At 74.8% G+C, this 16,185-nt stretch carries 13 protein-coding genes; 7 read left to right on the top strand and 6 right to left on the bottom strand.

Annotation, left to right across the window (positions count from 1 at the left end; translation table 11 throughout):
* The first annotated feature begins 71 nt into the window (after positions 1 to 71).
* A complete protein-coding gene (gene purB, locus ACLQ14_RS02860) occupies positions 72 to 1,523 on the top strand; it encodes an adenylosuccinate lyase (RefSeq protein ID WP_425810182.1) in 1,452 nt (483 codons plus the stop codon).
* 514 nt (positions 1,524 to 2,037) lie between these two features.
* On the opposite strand, the gene ACLQ14_RS02855 is transcribed toward purB, so the two are convergent.
* The 3 genes from ACLQ14_RS02855 to ACLQ14_RS02845 all read right to left on the bottom strand — a co-directional run bounded on the left by ACLQ14_RS02855 (position 2,038) and on the right by ACLQ14_RS02845 (position 5,204).
* Positions 2,038 to 3,342 carry an SH3 domain-containing protein gene (locus ACLQ14_RS02855; protein WP_425809673.1) on the bottom strand — a complete coding sequence of 435 codons (1,305 nt, stop codon included), beginning with the start codon at positions 3,340 to 3,342 and terminating at the stop codon, positions 2,038 to 2,040.
* A gap of 142 nt (positions 3,343 to 3,484) precedes the next feature.
* On the bottom strand, positions 3,485 to 3,736 hold the full coding sequence (locus tag ACLQ14_RS02850) for a hypothetical protein (RefSeq protein WP_425809671.1): 252 nt from the start codon (positions 3,734 to 3,736) through the stop codon (positions 3,485 to 3,487).
* A 166-nt stretch (positions 3,737 to 3,902) separates the two neighbouring features.
* Positions 3,903 to 5,204, bottom strand: a complete 1,302-nt coding sequence (locus ACLQ14_RS02845; RefSeq protein WP_425809669.1) for a glutamyl-tRNA reductase — start codon at positions 5,202 to 5,204, stop codon at positions 3,903 to 3,905.
* Positions 5,205 to 5,251: 47 nt separating this feature from the next.
* On the opposite strand from ACLQ14_RS02845, the gene hemE reads away from it, so the two are divergent.
* Complete coding sequence (gene hemE, locus ACLQ14_RS02840) at positions 5,252 to 6,355, top strand: uroporphyrinogen decarboxylase (RefSeq protein WP_425809667.1); 1,104 nt, start codon at positions 5,252 to 5,254, stop codon at positions 6,353 to 6,355.
* Positions 6,356 to 6,421: 66 nt separating this feature from the next.
* Positions 6,422 to 7,963 (top strand): protoporphyrinogen/coproporphyrinogen oxidase, encoded by a 1,542-nt coding sequence (locus ACLQ14_RS02835; protein ID WP_425809665.1) that lies wholly within the window; start codon positions 6,422 to 6,424, stop codon positions 7,961 to 7,963.
* Here ACLQ14_RS02835 and ACLQ14_RS02830 read toward each other — a convergent pair.
* The 3 genes from ACLQ14_RS02830 to ACLQ14_RS02820 all read right to left on the bottom strand — a co-directional run bounded on the left by ACLQ14_RS02830 (position 7,945) and on the right by ACLQ14_RS02820 (position 11,698).
* The gene (locus tag ACLQ14_RS02830; protein ID WP_425809663.1) at positions 7,945 to 10,185 is read right to left on the bottom strand and encodes an MMPL family transporter; all 2,241 of its coding nucleotides are present in this window, start codon (positions 10,183 to 10,185) and stop codon (positions 7,945 to 7,947) included. The two genes, ACLQ14_RS02835 and ACLQ14_RS02830, sit on opposite strands and share 19 nt — an antisense overlap.
* Positions 10,186 to 10,387: 202 nt before the next feature.
* Positions 10,388 to 10,762 (bottom strand): hypothetical protein, encoded by a 375-nt coding sequence (locus tag ACLQ14_RS02825; RefSeq protein WP_425809661.1) that lies wholly within the window; start codon positions 10,760 to 10,762, stop codon positions 10,388 to 10,390.
* Positions 10,763 to 10,798: 36 nt separating this feature from the next.
* A complete protein-coding gene (locus tag ACLQ14_RS02820; protein WP_425809659.1) occupies positions 10,799 to 11,698 on the bottom strand; it encodes an alpha/beta fold hydrolase in 900 nt (299 codons plus the stop codon).
* Between the two features lie 141 nt (positions 11,699 to 11,839).
* Here ACLQ14_RS02820 and hemC point away from each other — a divergent pair, with 141 nt between their 5' ends.
* The 4 genes from hemC to hemL are packed head-to-tail and all read left to right on the top strand — an operon-like array spanning position 11,840 to position 16,104.
* On the top strand, positions 11,840 to 12,871 hold the full coding sequence (gene hemC, locus ACLQ14_RS02815) for a hydroxymethylbilane synthase (RefSeq protein ID WP_425809657.1): 1,032 nt from the start codon (positions 11,840 to 11,842) through the stop codon (positions 12,869 to 12,871).
* 1 nt (position 12,872) lies between these two features.
* Positions 12,873 to 13,790 (top strand): uroporphyrinogen-III synthase, encoded by a 918-nt coding sequence (locus ACLQ14_RS02810; protein ID WP_425809655.1) that lies wholly within the window; start codon positions 12,873 to 12,875, stop codon positions 13,788 to 13,790.
* Positions 13,787 to 14,776 carry a porphobilinogen synthase gene (hemB, locus tag ACLQ14_RS02805; protein ID WP_425809653.1) on the top strand — a complete coding sequence of 330 codons (990 nt, stop codon included), beginning with the start codon at positions 13,787 to 13,789 and terminating at the stop codon, positions 14,774 to 14,776. The genes ACLQ14_RS02810 and hemB overlap by 4 nt, the downstream gene beginning before the upstream one ends.
* Positions 14,773 to 16,104 (top strand): glutamate-1-semialdehyde 2,1-aminomutase, encoded by a 1,332-nt coding sequence (gene hemL, locus ACLQ14_RS02800; protein ID WP_425809651.1) that lies wholly within the window; start codon positions 14,773 to 14,775, stop codon positions 16,102 to 16,104. The genes hemB and hemL overlap by 4 nt, the downstream gene beginning before the upstream one ends.
* Positions 16,105 to 16,185 lie beyond the last annotated feature (81 nt).

Raw genomic sequence — 16,185 nt, 5'->3', positions numbered from 1 at the left:
GACCGCGGGACGTCCGCTGGGGATGCCGCCCCATGGACGCACCCTGGGGGTGACGCCCGCCGCATGGGAGACTGAGGTACGTGAACCTTGCCGACGTGACGCCCCCGATCGCCCTCGGTCCGCTCGACGGTCGCTACCGCCCCGCGGTGGCCCCGCTCGTCGACCACCTGTCGGAGGCCGCGCTCAACCGGGCGCGCATCCACGTCGAGGTCGAGTGGCTCATCACCCTCTGCGACGGCGTCCCCGGCGTGACGCAGGGCGCGGTCGTCCCCGGCGCCCCCGGCCTGTCCGACGCCGAGCGCGCGTACCTGCGCGGCATCCCCGACGCGTTCGGCGCCGACGAGATCGCCGAGCTCGCGACCATCGAGCGCGAGACCGTCCACGACGTCAAGGCCGTCGAGTACTTCGTGAAGCGCCGGCTCGCGGCGGCCCCCGACGTCCTGGGCGCGGACACCGTCCTGCCGGGCGTCGGCGAGCTCGTCCACTTCGCCTGCACGAGCGAGGACGTCAACAACCTGTCGTACGCGCTCATGGTCCAAGGTGCCGTCCGGGACGTGTGGCTCCCCGCGGCGACGGCGCTCGCCGACCAGGTCGCGGACCTCGCCCGCGAGCACGCGGCCGTGCCGATGCTCAGCCGGACGCACGGGCAGCCCGCGACGCCGACGACGCTGGGGAAGGAGATGGCGGTCCTCGCCCACCGGCTCCGCCGCCAGCTGCGCCGCATCGAGGGCGCCGAGTACCTGGGCAAGCTCAACGGCGCGACCGGGACGTACGGCGCACACACCGTCGCCGTCCCCGGCGTGGACTGGGCCGCGGTGTCGCGGCACTTCGTCGAGCACCTGGGCCTCACGTGGAACCCGCTCACCACCCAGATCGAGTCGCACGACTGGCAGGCCGAGCTGTACGCCGACGTCGCCCGTTTCAACCGGGTGCTGCACAACCTCAGCACGGACCTGTGGACGTACATCTCGCTCGGGTTCTTCGTCCAGATCCCCGTGCCCGGCGCCACCGGCTCGTCGACCATGCCGCACAAGGTGAACCCGATCCGGTTCGAGAACGCCGAGGCCAACCTCGAGATCTCGTGCGCGCTGCTCGACACCCTGGCCTCCACGCTCGTCACCTCGCGCCTGCAGCGCGACCTCACGGACTCCTCGACGCAGCGCAACATCGGCACCGCGTTCGGGCACTCGCTGCTCGCGGTCGACAACGTGCGGCGCGGGCTCAGGGCTCTCGCCGTCGGGACCGCCACCCTCGACGCCGACCTCGACGCGAACTGGGAGGTGCTCGGCGAGCCGATCCAGTCCGCGATGCGCGCGGCGTCCGTCGCGGGCGTCCCCGGCATGGACAACCCCTACGAGCGCCTCAAGGAGCTCACGCGCGGCCAGCGCATCGACGCCGCGCAGCTCCGGGAGTTTGTCGCCGGCCTCGGCCTGCCCGACGACGTCGCCGCCCGGCTCTCCGCGCTCACCCCCGCCACGTACACGGGTCTGGCCGAGCAGCTGGTCCGCGACTACCTGGCCTGATACCGGGCCTCGGCCCAGCGCCTCGACCAGCAGGCGCCCGCGGCGGCGGAGCAGGCGACGCAGGTAGGGCACCAGGACGAGCCGCTCGGCGACGCGCCCCAGGACCGGCGAGGCGACCACGACCCGGTCCGTCATCACGGTCGCGCCGCCCCGTCGTTCGAAGACGTGCTCGTGCCGGAACGAGCGGAACGGTCCCGCGACCTGGACGTCGACGAACCGGCGCGGGCGGTCGAGCTCGGTGACCTCGGCCGTCATCGTGAAGCGCACCCCGAGGTGCCGTCCGCTCCAGGTGACGGTCTCACCGAGCCCTATCCGGCCGCTCGTCACCCCGCCGACGGCACGCTCGCCCGACCCGGGCATCGTCCGGACGTGCGCATCGACGTCCAACGCGAGGTCGAAGAGCGCCTCGACCGGGTGGCGGGTCCGCGTGACGACGACGAGCTCGCTGGGCACCCGGCCATGATCCCGTCTCCCGCGGACCCTGTCTCCCCGGCCTCCCGCGTTGCCGGCGCCGCTACTTCTTCGAGCGCAGGTACTCCGTCGCGACGTAGCCGGTGTGCCCCGACACGCTCACGTGCAGCCAGCCCTTGGACGCCGCGGCGAGGGGCTGTACGGCCTTGTTCAGCTTCAGCCTCGCGACGACCGACGAGGACGTCGTGGCCCGTGACCGCAGGTTGAGCGTCGTGACGTTCACGTACTTGAGCGCGTAGAGGGCCTTCGCCTTCGTGGTCTTGAGGTACTGGGTGGACACGTAGCCGGTGTGGCCGGCCGCGCTGACCTTGACCCAGCCCGACTTCGACACGCTGCCCTGGTACGTGACCGCGGTGCCGCGCGTCAGCTTGGCGACCACCTTCGAGGAGGTCGACGCGCTCGCGCGCAGGTTCAGGGTCGTCACGCCGACGTACCGGACCGTCTTGGTCGCGGGCTTGGGGACCGCGACCTTCGTGGGCCCGACGTAGGTCGAGTAGACCCAACCCGACCGGCTGCCGTACGCGACGGGCAGCCAGCCGTTCGACTTGCTCCCGGGCTTCGTCGTGAGCTTCGCGTTCACCGGGAGGACGACCTTGCTCGGCGTGCTCGTGCTCGCCCCGACCCGCAGGTTCAGGCGGGACCGCGCGTAGTACGTGCACGACGACGGCACGCTCCGCTTGATCGCCGACGTCGCCCCCGCCGTGAGGTTGACCCCCCGGGCCTTCATGTAGACGAGGGGGTCCGTCGACGACGCGCCGTACCCGCCGGGCCAGACCTCGAGGTGCAGGTGCGGGCCGGTCGCGACGCCGTTGGACCCGACGTTCGCGATGTGCTGCCCGGCCGTGACCTTCTGCCCGGCCTTCACGTACTTGGTGGCGTTCCACATGTGCCCGTAGACGGTGGACACCTTCTTGCCGGCGATCACGTGGTCGATGACGATCCACTGGCCGAACCCGCTCACCGCTCCGGCCTTCCGCACGACGCCGGACGCGACCGCGTAGATGGGCGTCCCGTCCGCGGCGGCCATGTCCTGGCCGAGGTGCCAGTCGGACGCGTTCACGGTCGGCATGCAGCGTGGGCCGTAGTACGACGAGAGCCGGTACTTGCCGGCCTTGAGGGGCGTCACGACCTTGGTCGTGTTCGTGGGCGTGGCCGCCTCGACCGCTGCCGACAGCACCGACGGCGCGAGGGCGGTGCCGCCCGCCGGAGCCGCGTCCGCCGCCGCCGTCGCCAGGCCGCCGAACGCCAGCGCGGCGGCCACAGCGAGCCCCGCCCGACGCGCCGCCGGCCCGTGGGCACGGCGCGCGAACACGCTCTCCTCGACGTCCCCCGAATCGTTGCGAACCATGCTGCGACTCCCCCTCGTCAGCCTGCGGTGACCTCGTGGCGACTCGCCTGCACGAGTCCTTCACAAGTCTTCGCAAGATAGCCCGGGGTGACGGTCGGCGCGCGCGCTAGAAGCGTCGCCGCAGGTCAGGCGCCTGTGAGCCTCAGCCGGCGCGGTGCCCCCGGAGCTTGTCCACGGCGCCGAAGCACGCCCGCGCCGCACCGCGGCCGAGCTGGCGGCCGACGGACGCCGTCGTCGGGGCGGGAGGCAGGTCGCACGGGTCGAGCCGACGACGCGCGGCCAGCTGGACGTCGGCGGACGGCAGCAGATCCGAGAGGTCCTCGTCCTGGCCCCTGCCGGCGAGGGCGGCGTCGAGGCGCAGCGAGACGTTCGGCGGCCGGTCCGGCACGGTCATGCGGTCCTCCTCGGGCTCGCCTTCGAGCCCTCGTTCTCCCCTGCTCGCCAGCCCCCTGCGGACCCGCGGCGCGGACCGGTGACCACACTAACCACGCCCGCTGCTGATGGCGACACCGCACGCCGACGGGCCCGTGACCTGCGGCGGACCGGACGTCACGGTCGGGTCAGGGGTTGACGGCCGACCGGAGGGCGACGATGTCGCGGTGCAGGCGCGCGCGCACCTCGCGACGCGCGGCGAGCTCGACCTCCTCAGGGTCCACGTCGACGCCCTCGGCGCCAGCCGCGGCGAGCCGCTCCGCGACCAGCGCGGCGATCTCGGCGTCGGCGGCGCGCACGAGCTCGACGACGCGCGCGTCGGACGCCCGGTAGCCCTCGCCCTGCACGAAGTGCTCGGCGGCGTGGTCGACGATCGACGCCGCCTCGGCCACCGCGGCGCCCGACACGTGCGGGGCACGCGCCTGGAGCGCGGCGAGGTCGTAGAGCAGGACGCCGTCGACGTCGGCGACCTGCGGCGCGACGTCCCGGGTGAGCGCGAGGTCGAGCACGACGAGCGGGCGGGTCGTGGCGTCGTCGCCGGCGACCTTCGCGGCGCGGGCGCGTGCGCCGAGCACGTGGGCGGCGTCGAGCGCGGGGCGCAGGGACGCCGTGGGGTCGCCGACGCGCCCGCCGCCCGAGCAGGCGACGACGAGGTCGACGTCCTCGAGCTCGACGAGGAGGTCGTCGGCGGGGCGCACGTCCACACCGTCGGCGGCGTGCGACGACACGAACGCGTCCGCCCGCCCGGAGCGCGAGAACACGCGGACGTCCGTGACGCCGCGGTCCCGCAGGGCGGCGAAGCTCGCGCCGGCGTAGGAGCCGGTGCCGACCAGCAGCGTGCGGACCTGGGGCCACGGTGGGAGGTCGGCGCCAGCGAGGTCCAGGCCGAGGGACACGAGCGAGCGCCCGGCCGCGCTGAGCGCCGTCTCGTTGCTGACGCGCTTCGACGCCCGCGCGGCGGCCTGGAAGAGCCGCTCGAGGGACGCCGTGGTCGTGCCGGCCGGTCGCGACGCCTCGAGGGCTCGCTTCACCTGACCCGCGATCTGACGCTCGCCCACGACCATCGAGTCCAGGCCGGACGCCACGGAGAACAGGTGCCGGGCGACGTCCTCGCCGGACCGCACGGTGAGCGCGGCGTGCGCCTGGTCCTCGTCCAGCCCGGACGACGCCGAGACGACGCGCGCGACCTCGCGGGCGGCGTGCACCCGGGCGAGGCCGGAGACGGGAACTGCGGGGGCGTCGTCGTGCGCGGGGCCGGCGACGTCCACGTACACCTCGAAGCGGTTGCACGTCGCGAGCACGACGGCACCGCTGATGGGGTCGCAGCGCACCAGATCGGACTCGACCACGCGGTGCGCGCCTGACGAGAGGCGCTCCAGCGTCTCCAGGTCGAGGTCGTGATGACTGGCGGTGAAGGAGAGCAGAGGCACAGTGCTTCGATTGAAGCACCGCGGCCGGGTCGCGGCACAATCGAAGGGTGACCCCCAGCAAGCCCCTTCCCGACGCGCACCCGCTCGCCTCCGGGCGCACCGCCGAAGCCCCGCTCGTGCGCGCGCTCCGCGGCGACCGGCCCGACACGACGCCCGTCTGGTTCATGCGCCAGGCCGGCCGCTCGCTGCCCGAGTACAAGGCCGCACGCGAGGGCACGACGATGCTCGAGTCGTGCCTGAACCCGGCTCTGAGCAGCGAGATCACGCTGCAGCCGGTGCGCCGGCACGGTGTCGACGCGGCAGTCTTCTACTCGGACATCGTCGTGCCGCTGCTCCTCGCCGGGGTGGGCGTGGAGATCCAGCCGGGCGTCGGTCCGGTCATGGACCAGGCCTACCGGACCGCCGACGACGTCGCCCGGCTGGTCGAGCACGAGCTCACCCTCGAGGCCCTCGCACCCGTTCGGGAGGGGGTCGAACGGACCGTTTCCGAGCTGGGTGAGATTCCTCTCATCGGCTTCGCGGGGGCGCCGTTCACGCTCGCCGCGTACCTCGTCGAGGGGCAGCCGTCGCGCGACCACCTCGCCGCCCGCACCCTCATGCACGCCGACCCGGACACCTGGTTCCGCCTCGTCGAGTGGGCCGCGGACCTCACGGGCACGTTCCTGCGCGCCCAGGTGCTCGCGGGCGCGAGCGCGGGCCAGCTGTTCGACTCGTGGGCGGGCGCCCTGTCGCTCGACGACTACTCGCGCTACGCCCTCCCGGCGTCCTCGCGGGCGCTCACGCACGTGACGGACCTCGTCGTGCCGTCCTCCGGTCCCGACGAGCTCGGGGTCCCCCTGGTTCACTTCGGCACCGGCACCGGCCACCTCCTCGAGGCGATGCGCCACGCGGGTGCCGGCGCGATCGGCGTCGACTACCGCACGCCGCTCGACGAGGCAGCGAAGCTGCTCGGCGAGACGACGCCGCTGCAGGGCAACATCGACCCCGCGCTCCTGTTCGCGCCGTGGCCGGTGCTGGAGGCGCACGTCCGCGACGTCGTCGAGCGGGGCAGGTACGCGCCCGCGCACGTCGTGAACCTCGGCCACGGCGTCCCCCCGACCACGGACCCGACCGTCCTGACCCGCGTCGTCGAGCTCGTCCACTCCCTGTGACCGGGGCCCCCCTCGCCGAAGTACCCCGCGCGGAGGCCTACTTCGCGGGGGCGGGGGTGTGCGGCCGTGGCTGAGAGGTGGGACGCCGTCGTCCTCGGGGCGGGCGTCGCGGGGCTCGTCGCCGCGCACGACCTCGCGCGGGACGGCGTGCGCGTGCTCGTGCTCGACGCCGCCGACCGCCCGGGCGGGACCGTCGCGGGCGCATCGGTGGGCATCGGCGGCGGCCGCACCGTCGCCGTCGACGTCGGGGCGGAGTCCTTCGCGACCCGCACCCCCGCGGTCGGCGACCTCGCGCGCGAGCTCGGGCTGGCTGTCGTCGAGCCGGACCCCCGCGGCGCCTGGGCGTACGCGGGGGCAGGCACTGAGGACGACCCGGCCCGCGCGCGCCCGCTCCCCCGCACCGCGACGCTCGGCATCCCGACCACCCCGTGGGCGGCCGACGTCCGGCGGGTGCTCGGCCTCGGGGGCGCCCTCCGCGCGTGGTGGGACCTCGGCATGGCGCGCACGCCCGTGCCCGACTCGCTGGCCGCGTGGGTCACGCAGCGCCTCGGCCCGACCGCGCTGGAGCGGCTCGTCGCCCCCGTGGCCGGCGGGATCCACTCCGCCGACCCGGCGACGCTCGACCCGCGCGCCGTCGCCCCGCAGCTCGTCGCCGCGTACGAGAAGACCGGGTCGCTGCTGCGCGCCGCCTCGATGCTCGCCGACGCCCCCGGCCGGGGGAACACGAAGCCCGGGTCGGCGGTGGCCGGCATCGACGGCGGGATGCACCGGCTCGTCGCGTCGCTCGCCGACGCCGTCCGCAGCGCGGGGGGCGAGGTCCGGCTCGGTGTGCGCGTCGTCGGGCTCGAGCGGCACCACCACGACGGCGGGCTGTGGCACGTCAGCGGCAGCGCCTCCGACGGCGCCCGTGCGACGGCCGCGGAGGCGCAGCGCGTCGTCGTCGCGCTCCCCCGCACGCCCGCGATCGCGCTCGTCACCCCCCTCCTCCCTCCCGACTTGTCAGAAGCTGGCGAGGGTCGAGCCTCAGGAGCTTCTGACAACCCGGGGGACGGCGGTGACGTGTCAGAACCTGGTGAGTCTCGAGGCTCGCCAGGTTCTGACAGGTCAGAGAAGGGCGGGTCGGACGTCCGGCTCATCACGCTCGTGCTGCGCGCGCCCGCGCTCGACGACGCTCCCCGCGGCACCGGCGTCCTCGTCGCCCCCGGCGCGGACGTCCGCGCGAAGGGCCTCACGCACGCGAGCGCCAAGTGGCCGTGGCTGCGGGCGCTGCTGCCCGACGGCGTGCACGTGGTCCGGCTGTCCTACGGCCGCGCGGGCGACCCCGAGCCGACCCTCCCGCCGACCGTCGAGGAGGCCGTCGCCGATGCGTCCCGGCTGCTCGGCGTCCCGCTCGACCCGTCGCAGGTGCTCGACCACCTCGACACCCACTGGCCGGACGCGCTCGCGCCCGCCCGCCCCGCCGATCGTTCCCTCGCCGACGACGCCGCCCACCGGCTCCCCGGCCTCACCGTGGTCGGGTCGTGGGTCGCGGGGACGGGGCTGGCCGCCGTCGTCGGGCAGGCGCGGGACGCCGTGACTGCGCTCGCGCCTCAGTCGACCGCGGACTGAGGCCTCCGCGCGCGCTCAACCGGATCGACGGGTTCGACGGGCTCGACGGGTTCGACGGGCTCCGCCGGCGGCTCCGGGTCGAGGTGCGGCAGGGCACGGTCCAGCCAACGGGGCATCCACCAGTTGAGGCGCCCGAACAGGTACATGGTCGACGGGACGAGCACGAGCCGCGCCACGGTCGCGTCGATGAGGACGTTCACGGCCAGGCCGAGCGCGAGCATCTTCACGACGACGTTCGTCGAGAGCAGGAACGACGCGAACACGCTCGTCATGATCAGTGCGGCGCAGGTGATGACCCGCCCGGTCGCGGACAGCCCGGCTGCGACGCTCTGCCTGTTGTCGGCGGTGGCGAGCCAGCCCTCGCGGATCCGCGAGAGCAGGAACACCTCGTAGTCCATCGACAGCCCGAACACGATCGCGAACATCATCATCGGCACGTAGGACTCGATCGGCACCGGCTCGGGCACCCCGAGCAGCGACGAGCCCCAGCCCCACTGGAACACCGCGACGAGCACCCCGTACGACGCGGCGATGGACAGCAGGTTGAGCACCCCCGCCTTGAGCGCCACGAGGACGCCGCGGAACACGACGAGCAGGAGCACGAACGCCGCCGCGACGACCACCGCGATGATGAGCGGGAGCTTCTGGGCGACGTCGTCGCGGAACTCGAGCTGTGCGGCGGTCACGCCCGTGACGTCCCCGGTCGCGCCGGCGGGGCCGAGGACGCGCGGGAGCGTGGTGCCGCTGAGCTCGCGCAGGAGCGCGTCGGTCGCGGCGTCCTGCGGCCCGGTCGTCGGGGTGACGGTGGTGACGAGGAGCGCGTCGTCGGGCGTGGTGCTCACCGGGGTCACCGAGGCGACGCCGCTCGTCCCGGTGAGCGCGGTCGTGAGGTCGGTGCCGAGCTGGGTGCGGTCGGCGTCGGAGGTGCCGGGCGCGAGCTCCGCGACCACCGTGATCGGCGCGTTCGCCCCGGGCCCGAACGCCTTCTCGATCGCGTCGTAGGCGCGTCGCTCGGTGTAGCTCGTGGGGCTCGCCCCCGCGTCGATGTGACCGAGCTCGAGCGACAGCACGGGGATCGCGAGCACCACCAGCACCCCGAGTCCGGCGCCGAGGAACACCCACGGCCGCCGCCCGACCACGCCCGCGTACCGCTGCCAGACGTCGCCCGTCCCGACCGGCTCGCTCACGGGTTCCCGCACGTGCCAGCGATCGATGCGGCGTCCCGCCAGCCCGAGGAGGGCCGGCGCGAGCGTCAGCGCGGACAGCGCGGCGACCGCGACGGCGATGCCCGCCGCCAGACCCATCCGCCCGACGAACTCGATGCCCGACACGTACAGCCCGAGCAGCGCCACGATCACCGTGATCGCGGCCGTCAGGACGGTGCGACCGCTCGTCGCCGTGGCGGACCCGAGCGCGTCGGGCGGGGACGCGCCGTCGTGCAGCGCCTTGCGGAACCGGGTCGTGAGGAACAGGGCGTAGTCGATGCCCACCCCGAGCCCCATCATCGCGGCGAGCGTCGGCGAGACGGACGCGAACGTCACCGAGGCCGCGACGAGCCCGAGGACCGCGAGCCCTCCCAGCGCGCCGACGACGGCGCTCACGAGCGGGATCAGCGCGGCGGCGACGCTCCCGAACCCGACGAGCAGGACGACGAGCGCCACGGCGAGGCCGATCGCCTCCGAGCGCTTGTCGTCGGTGACGGGCCGGGCGAGCTGGCCGAGCTGCCCGCCGTAGTCGACCTGCAGCCCCGCGGCGCGCGCGGGAGCGACCGCGCGGTCGACGTCGTCGAGCAGGTCCTGGCCGTAGACGACCGGGTTGTCCGCGAAGGTGACGTCCGAGATGCCGGTCCTGCCGTCGGTGGAGAGGTCGCCCTCGGCCAGCGGCGACGACGCCGTCACCACGTGCTCGACCGTGCCGAGCGCGGTCACGGTCTGGGAGATCGCGTCGGACTGGTCGGACAGCGCCGACGTCGACCGGAACACCACCGGCGACGTCGAGCCGGCCGTCGTCGGCGAGTGCTCGGCGAGCAGATCCTTGCCCTGCTGCGAGGAGGTCCCGGGCAACGAGAAGTCGTCGACGTACGTCCCGCCGAACGCCCGGTTCGCGAGGAGCACGGCCGCGCCGACGACCACCCACACCACGACCACCAGCCAGGCGTGCCGCGCGCAGAAGCGACCGAGGCCACGCAGGCCGCCGGCGTCCCGTGCGGGCGCGCCATCCACACCTTCACGCTAGGCCTGGAGGTTCGCGGCAGACCGGGTCGCTCGGGGTGAACTCAGTCGCGGGATCGGCTGTGAACCTCAGCGGCGCGAGCCGGCCAGTCGCTCGGATGCGCGCGACCGGACACGGCGAGTCCGAGCATGAACGGCCAGGAGCTCGAGCACCGCGGCTGGCGCGACCTCGACGACGTGCCGCTGCAGACCGTCAGCCCAGCTGTCCAGCTTCGGCTCGGTCGGTGCCGCGGCCCGCGGCGACCTCACGGGCGATCAGCATCTCCTCAGCCGCCTCGTGGGCCTGCCAGTCGGGTCGCGCGGCTGCCAGCCACCACGCACGCTCGGCGTCGTCGCGGGAGGCGAGCAGCCCGGCCACGACGACCGCATTCGCCAGGGACTCGTCATGGTCCCCCTCCAGCATCACGGCTGACCGCAGCATCGGCCAGAGGTCACGGTTCTGGGCTGCCGCCCGGTAGACCACCCACAGCTCGTGGTCCTCGGGCCACGGCCTCACGCGCAGAGGTACGCCGGTCGCCTCGGAGAGTCGGCGCCGCACGACCCGGCGGAGGCGCGTCGGCAGGTCCACGTCGCCATCGTTTCACGGCGCCGTGCGGACCGGCGCTCAGTACCGCGGCTGCACGGCCGGGGCGCCCTGGAAGAACGGCTCGAGGAGGTCTGCGACGCGCGCCGGGTCGCCGTCGTTGTCGGCGTCGTTGTGCGTCATGCCGGAGAGGGTGACGCGGTGGGCGTGCGGGAGCGCGTCGGCGAGCGCCGCGAGCGAAGCCGCGAAGTAGCCCGGGCTCTTCGCGCCGCCCAGGAGAAGGACGTCCGCGCTGAGGGCCGCGTAGTCGGCGGTCGTGTCGGCGAGCTCGGTCACGAGCGCCATGTCATGGCGCATCGCGCGGACGACGTCCTCGGTCGACGCCTCGCCCGGCGCCGGACGCTGGAACCGCATGACGATCCGCAGCAGCGGCGAGACGAGGAACGACGGCAGCCGGAAGAACCCCGGCGCGACCCGCAGCCCGACCATCGCCGTCCGCATCGCGGAGGCGAGACGCCCGGCGGCGACCTGGCGGTCGTACGCCGGGAGCCAGTCCGTCGGCACCGAGCCGCCGACGGACAGCGCCGGCTCGTACAGCGCCAGGCGCGTCAGCTCGGGGATCTCGGTGGCCGCCCGGAGCGCGACGAGGCCGCCGGCGCTCAGCCCGAACACGGCGTGGGCACCGGTCGCGTCGACGAGCGCGCGGAGGTCCTCGACCTCGCGGGCCGTGTGCTCGCCGTCGGCGGGCTCGGCGGCCCGGCTCGTCCCCCGGCGGCGGCGGTCGGGGACGATCACGTCGAACGACCCCGACAGCGCCGCGGCGAGCCGGGCCAGGTTCTGCCCGGACTGGAGGCCGCCGTGCAGGAGGATGACCGCCGGGCCGTGCCCGATCCGGCGGAACCCGATCGTCGTGCCGTCGGCGGACGTGACGCGGCCCGTCGTGAAGGTTGCCTCGCCCGGCCGGTTGGTGGTGGTGTCCATGCGACGATCGTCGGCCGCGGCGCTTCCAGATCGCTGACGTGACGCTGACACGTGGTCGGGCCTCGGGTGCGCGGAGTGACGCCGATCTGACGGCGGGTCAGGTGATTTCCCGGCAGCCGTCACCGGGCGGACACTGGACGGGTGACCCCGACCCCCCTGAAGGTGCCGACGAGCGTGCGCGTCGGCACCCGCGGTTCCACGCTCGCCCTCACCCAGACGCAGACGATCGCCGACCGGCTCGCCGAGCTCACGGGCCTCGACGTCGAGCTCGTCCGGATCACGACCGACGGCGACGTGCGTACCGGGTCCCTCGCCCAGCTCGGAGGGACGGGCGTGTTCGTCACTGCGCTGCGGGAGGCGCTCCTGGACGGGCGCTGCGACGTCGCGGTCCACTCGCTCAAGGACTTGCCGGTCGCGACCGCGCCCGGCCTGCGGCTCGTGAGCCCCGAGCGGGAGAACCCTCGCGACGTCCTGTGCTCGCGCACCGGCGCCGGCCTGTTCGCCCTGCCCGACGGCGCGCGCGTCGGCACCGGGTCCCCGCGCCGCGCCGCGCAGCTGCTCGCCGCGCGGCCCGACCTCGACGTCGTCGACATCCGCGGCAACATCGACACGCGCCTCGGCCGGGCACACCCGGAGACGGGCGACCTGGACGCCGTCGTGCTGGCACGCGCCGGGCTCGCGCGGATCGGGCGGCTCGGCGCGGTGGCGGAGGCGTTCGAGCCGGGCGTGATGCTGCCCGCGCCGGGGCAGGGCGCGCTCGCGATCGAGGTGCGCGTGCTCGGGACCGAACCCACCGCGCTCGACCTCGCGCTGCACGCGGCCCTCGACGCGCTCGCCGACCGCGACACCACGCTGTCCGTGACGGCGGAGCGCGCGTTCCTCGCCCGCCTCGAGGCCGGGTGCGCCGCGCCGCTCGGTGCCCTGGCGCACGTCGAGCGGTCGGCGCCGGCCGACGACGACCTCGACCCGGACGCGGGCGCCGGGCTCGAGGAGCTCGTGCTCGAGGCCGTAGCGGTCACGGTCGACGGCCGCACCGCCGAGCGCCGGACGGCCCGGCTCCAGGCCGCCGGGGGCTCCGGCGGCATCACCCTCGACGACGCCGTCAGCCTCGGCACCCAGCTCGCGGACGAGATCGCGGCGGCCATGCCGGACGTCGTCGGGACCGGGCGCTGACGTGACCGAGCGTCCCCTCGACGGGCGGACCGTCCTCGTGCCGCGGTCGCTGGACCGCGCGGTCGGGCTCGCGGCGCGCCTGCACGAGCTGGGCGCGCAGGTGCTGGTCAGCCCCGTGATCGAGCGCGCCCCCGCCGACGACCTCGGCGCCCTCGACGACGCCGCCCGCGACCTCGCGGCCGCCGGGTACGCGTGGGTCCTGGTCACGAGCGTCAACGCGGTCGACGAGCTCGCGGCTGCGTGGTCTCGCGTGGCTCCCGGCGACCGGCTCGGCGGCGCGCCCGCCCGGTGGGCCGCCGTCGGGCCGTCGACGGCGCGCGCGCTGCGCGAGGTCGGCGTCGAGGCCGCGCTCGTCCCCGAGGACCACTCGGCGCTCGGCCTCCTCGCCGCGCTGCGCTCCCTCGCCGCCCCCACCGAGTCGTCAGAACGTGAGTCCCGTATACGGGCGCCTCGTTCTGACACGTCCGACGTCGGCGGCCCCCGCGTCCTGCTGCCCCTCGGCGACCTGGCGCAGCCGACGCTCGAGCGGGGGCTGACCGCGATGGGCGCGCGACCGCACGTCGTGACCGCCTACCGCACGGTGACCCACCTGATCGACGGCGCGACCCGCGACGCCTGGGCGGACGGCGACGTCGACGCGGTCGTCCTCACCTCGGGCAGCGTCGCGCGCGAGGTGGCGACCCAGCTGGGGCCGCGCGACGGCGTCGTCGGCGTGGCCATCGGTCCCCCCACCGCCCGAGCGGCCGAGGAGGCCGGGCTGCACGTCGCCGCGGTCGCCACCACCGCCGACGACGCCGGGCTCGCCGACGCCACCGTCCGTGCCCTCACCCCACTCGACCTGTCAGAAGCTCGTGGGCCTCAAGCCTCACGAGGTTCTGACGACCCGGTAGAGACCACCGACCGAGGAGCTTCCTCATGACCACCCCGCCCCGCCCGTACGTGCGGCCGCGTCGCCTGCGCACCACCCCCGCGCTCCGGCGGCTCGTGTCGGAGCACCGCCTGCACGCCGCGGACCTCGTGCTGCCGCTCTTCGTCAAGGAGAGCCTGACCGAGCCGGCTCCGCTCGAGTCGATGCCCGGCGTCGTGCAGCACACGCTCGACAGCCTCGCGGGCGCCGTGAAGGAGGCCGCCGACGCCGGGATCGGCGGCGTCATGCTGTTCGGCATCCCCGCCGTGCGCGACGCCGTGGGCTCGCAGGCCGACGCGCCCGACGGCATCCTGCAGCGCGGGCTCCGCGCCGCCGTCGAGGCCGCCGAGGGACGCCTGGTGGTCATGTCCGACCTGTGCCTCGACGAGTTCACCGACCACGGCCACTGCGGCGTCCTCGACCCCGGCGGCAAGGTCGACAACGACGCCACGCTCACCCGCTACCAGGCCATGGCCGTCGCGCAGGCGGAGGCGGGCGCCGACGTCCTGGGGCTCAGCGGCATGATGGACGGCCAGGTCGCCGCGTGCCGCGAAGCGCTCGACGACGCCGGGTACACCGACACCGCGATCCTCGCCTACACCGCCAAGTACGCGAGCGCGTTCTACGGCCCGTTCCGCGAAGCCGTCGACTCCGAGCTCCAGGGCGACCGCCGGACCTACCAGCTCGACCCCGCCAACGGGCGCGAGGGGATCCGCGAGACGGACCTCGACCTGCTCGAGGGCGCGGACGTCGTCATGGTCAAGCCCGCGGGCAACCTGGACGTCCTGGCCGAGGTCACGCAGCGCTCCGACGTGCCGGTCGCGGCGTACCAGGTGTCGGGCGAGTACGCGATGATCGAGGCCGCGGCCGCGAACGGGTGGATCAACCGCCGCCCGGCGATCGAGGAGTCGCTCACCATGATCAAGCGCGCCGGCGCGGACGTCGTGCTCACGTACTGGGCCGTCGAGGTCGCCGGCTGGCTGAAGGAGCAGAAGTGACCACCAACCACGACGCGTTCGTCCGCGCCCAGGCCGCGATCCCGGGCGGCGTGAACTCGCCCGTCCGCGCGTACGGGAGCGTCGGCGGCGACCCGCGGTTCCTCGCGAGCGCCCGCGGCGCGTACGTGACCGACGTCGCGGGTCGCGAGTACGTCGACCTCGTCTGCTCGTGGGGTCCCGCGCTCCTCGGCCACGCGCAGCCCGACGTCGTCGCGGCCGTCCAGGAGGCGGCCGCGCGCGGCCTGTCGTTCGGCGCACCGACGGTCGGCGAGGTCGAGCTGGCCGAGGAGATCCGCCGGCGGGTGCCGCTCGCCGAGCGCGTCCGGCTCGTGTCGACGGGCACCGAGGCGACCATGACGGCGATCCGCCTGGCGCGAGGCGTGACCGGCCGCGACCTCGTCGTGAAGTTCGCGGGCTGCTACCACGGGCACGGCGACGCGCTCCTGGCCGACGCCGGCTCGGGCGTCGCGACGCTCGCGCTCCCCGGCTCCGCGGGGGTCACCGAGGCGACGGCGGGCGAGACGATCGTCGTGCCCTACGGCGACCTGTCCGCCGTCGAGGACGCGTTCACCCGGTACGGCTCGCAGATCGCCGCCGTCATCACCGAGGCGGCGCCCGCGAACATGGGCGTCGTCCGGCCGCCGGAGGGCTTCAACCAGGGCCTGCGCCGGGTCACGGCCGAGCACGGCGCGCTGCTCATCCTCGACGAGGTGCTCACCGGTTTCCGGGTCGGGCCGTCGGGGTGGTGGGGGCTCGAGAGCGGGCTCGACCCGGCCGGCGACGACTACTACGCGCCCGACCTGTTCACGTTCGGGAAGGTCGTCGGCGGCGGGATGCCCGTCGCGGCGCTCGCCGGCTCGGCCGCGGTCATGGACCAGCTGGCCCCGCTCGGCCCCGTCTACCAGGCGGGCACGCTGTCCGGGAACCCGGTCGCCGTCGCCGCGGGCCTCGCGACCCTCCGCCTCGCCGACGACGCCGTCTACTCCCGCGTCGACGCCGCCGCCGCCCGGCTCTCCGCCGCGGTGGGCGCCGCGCTCGACGAGGCAGGCGTGCCGCACGTCGTCCAACACGCGGGAAGCCTGTTCTCCGTGTTCTTCGGCGACCTGGCCGCGCGGTTCGGCGTCACCACGTACGCCCAGGCCAAGGCGCAGGACTCGTTCCGGTACACCGCGTTCTTCCACGCCATGCTCGACGCGGGGGTGAACCTGCCGCCGTCCGTCTTCGAGGCGTGGTTCCTGTCCGCCGCGCACGACGACGCCGCGCTCGACCGCATCGAGGCCGCCCTCCCCGCGGCAGCACGCGCGGCGGCGGAGGCCACCCCCTCCTGACCGCGACGTAGGCCTCCGGGCGGGGTCCTCGCGAAGCAGGCCCCCGGGAGGCCTTCTTCGCGAGGTTAGGATGACCTAACT

Source organism: Luteimicrobium sp. DT211 (assembly GCF_049844995.1).
Taxonomy (GTDB): Bacteria; Actinomycetota; Actinomycetes; order Actinomycetales; family Cellulomonadaceae; genus Luteimicrobium.
This window is presented reverse-complemented; position numbering and strand designations above follow the sequence as displayed.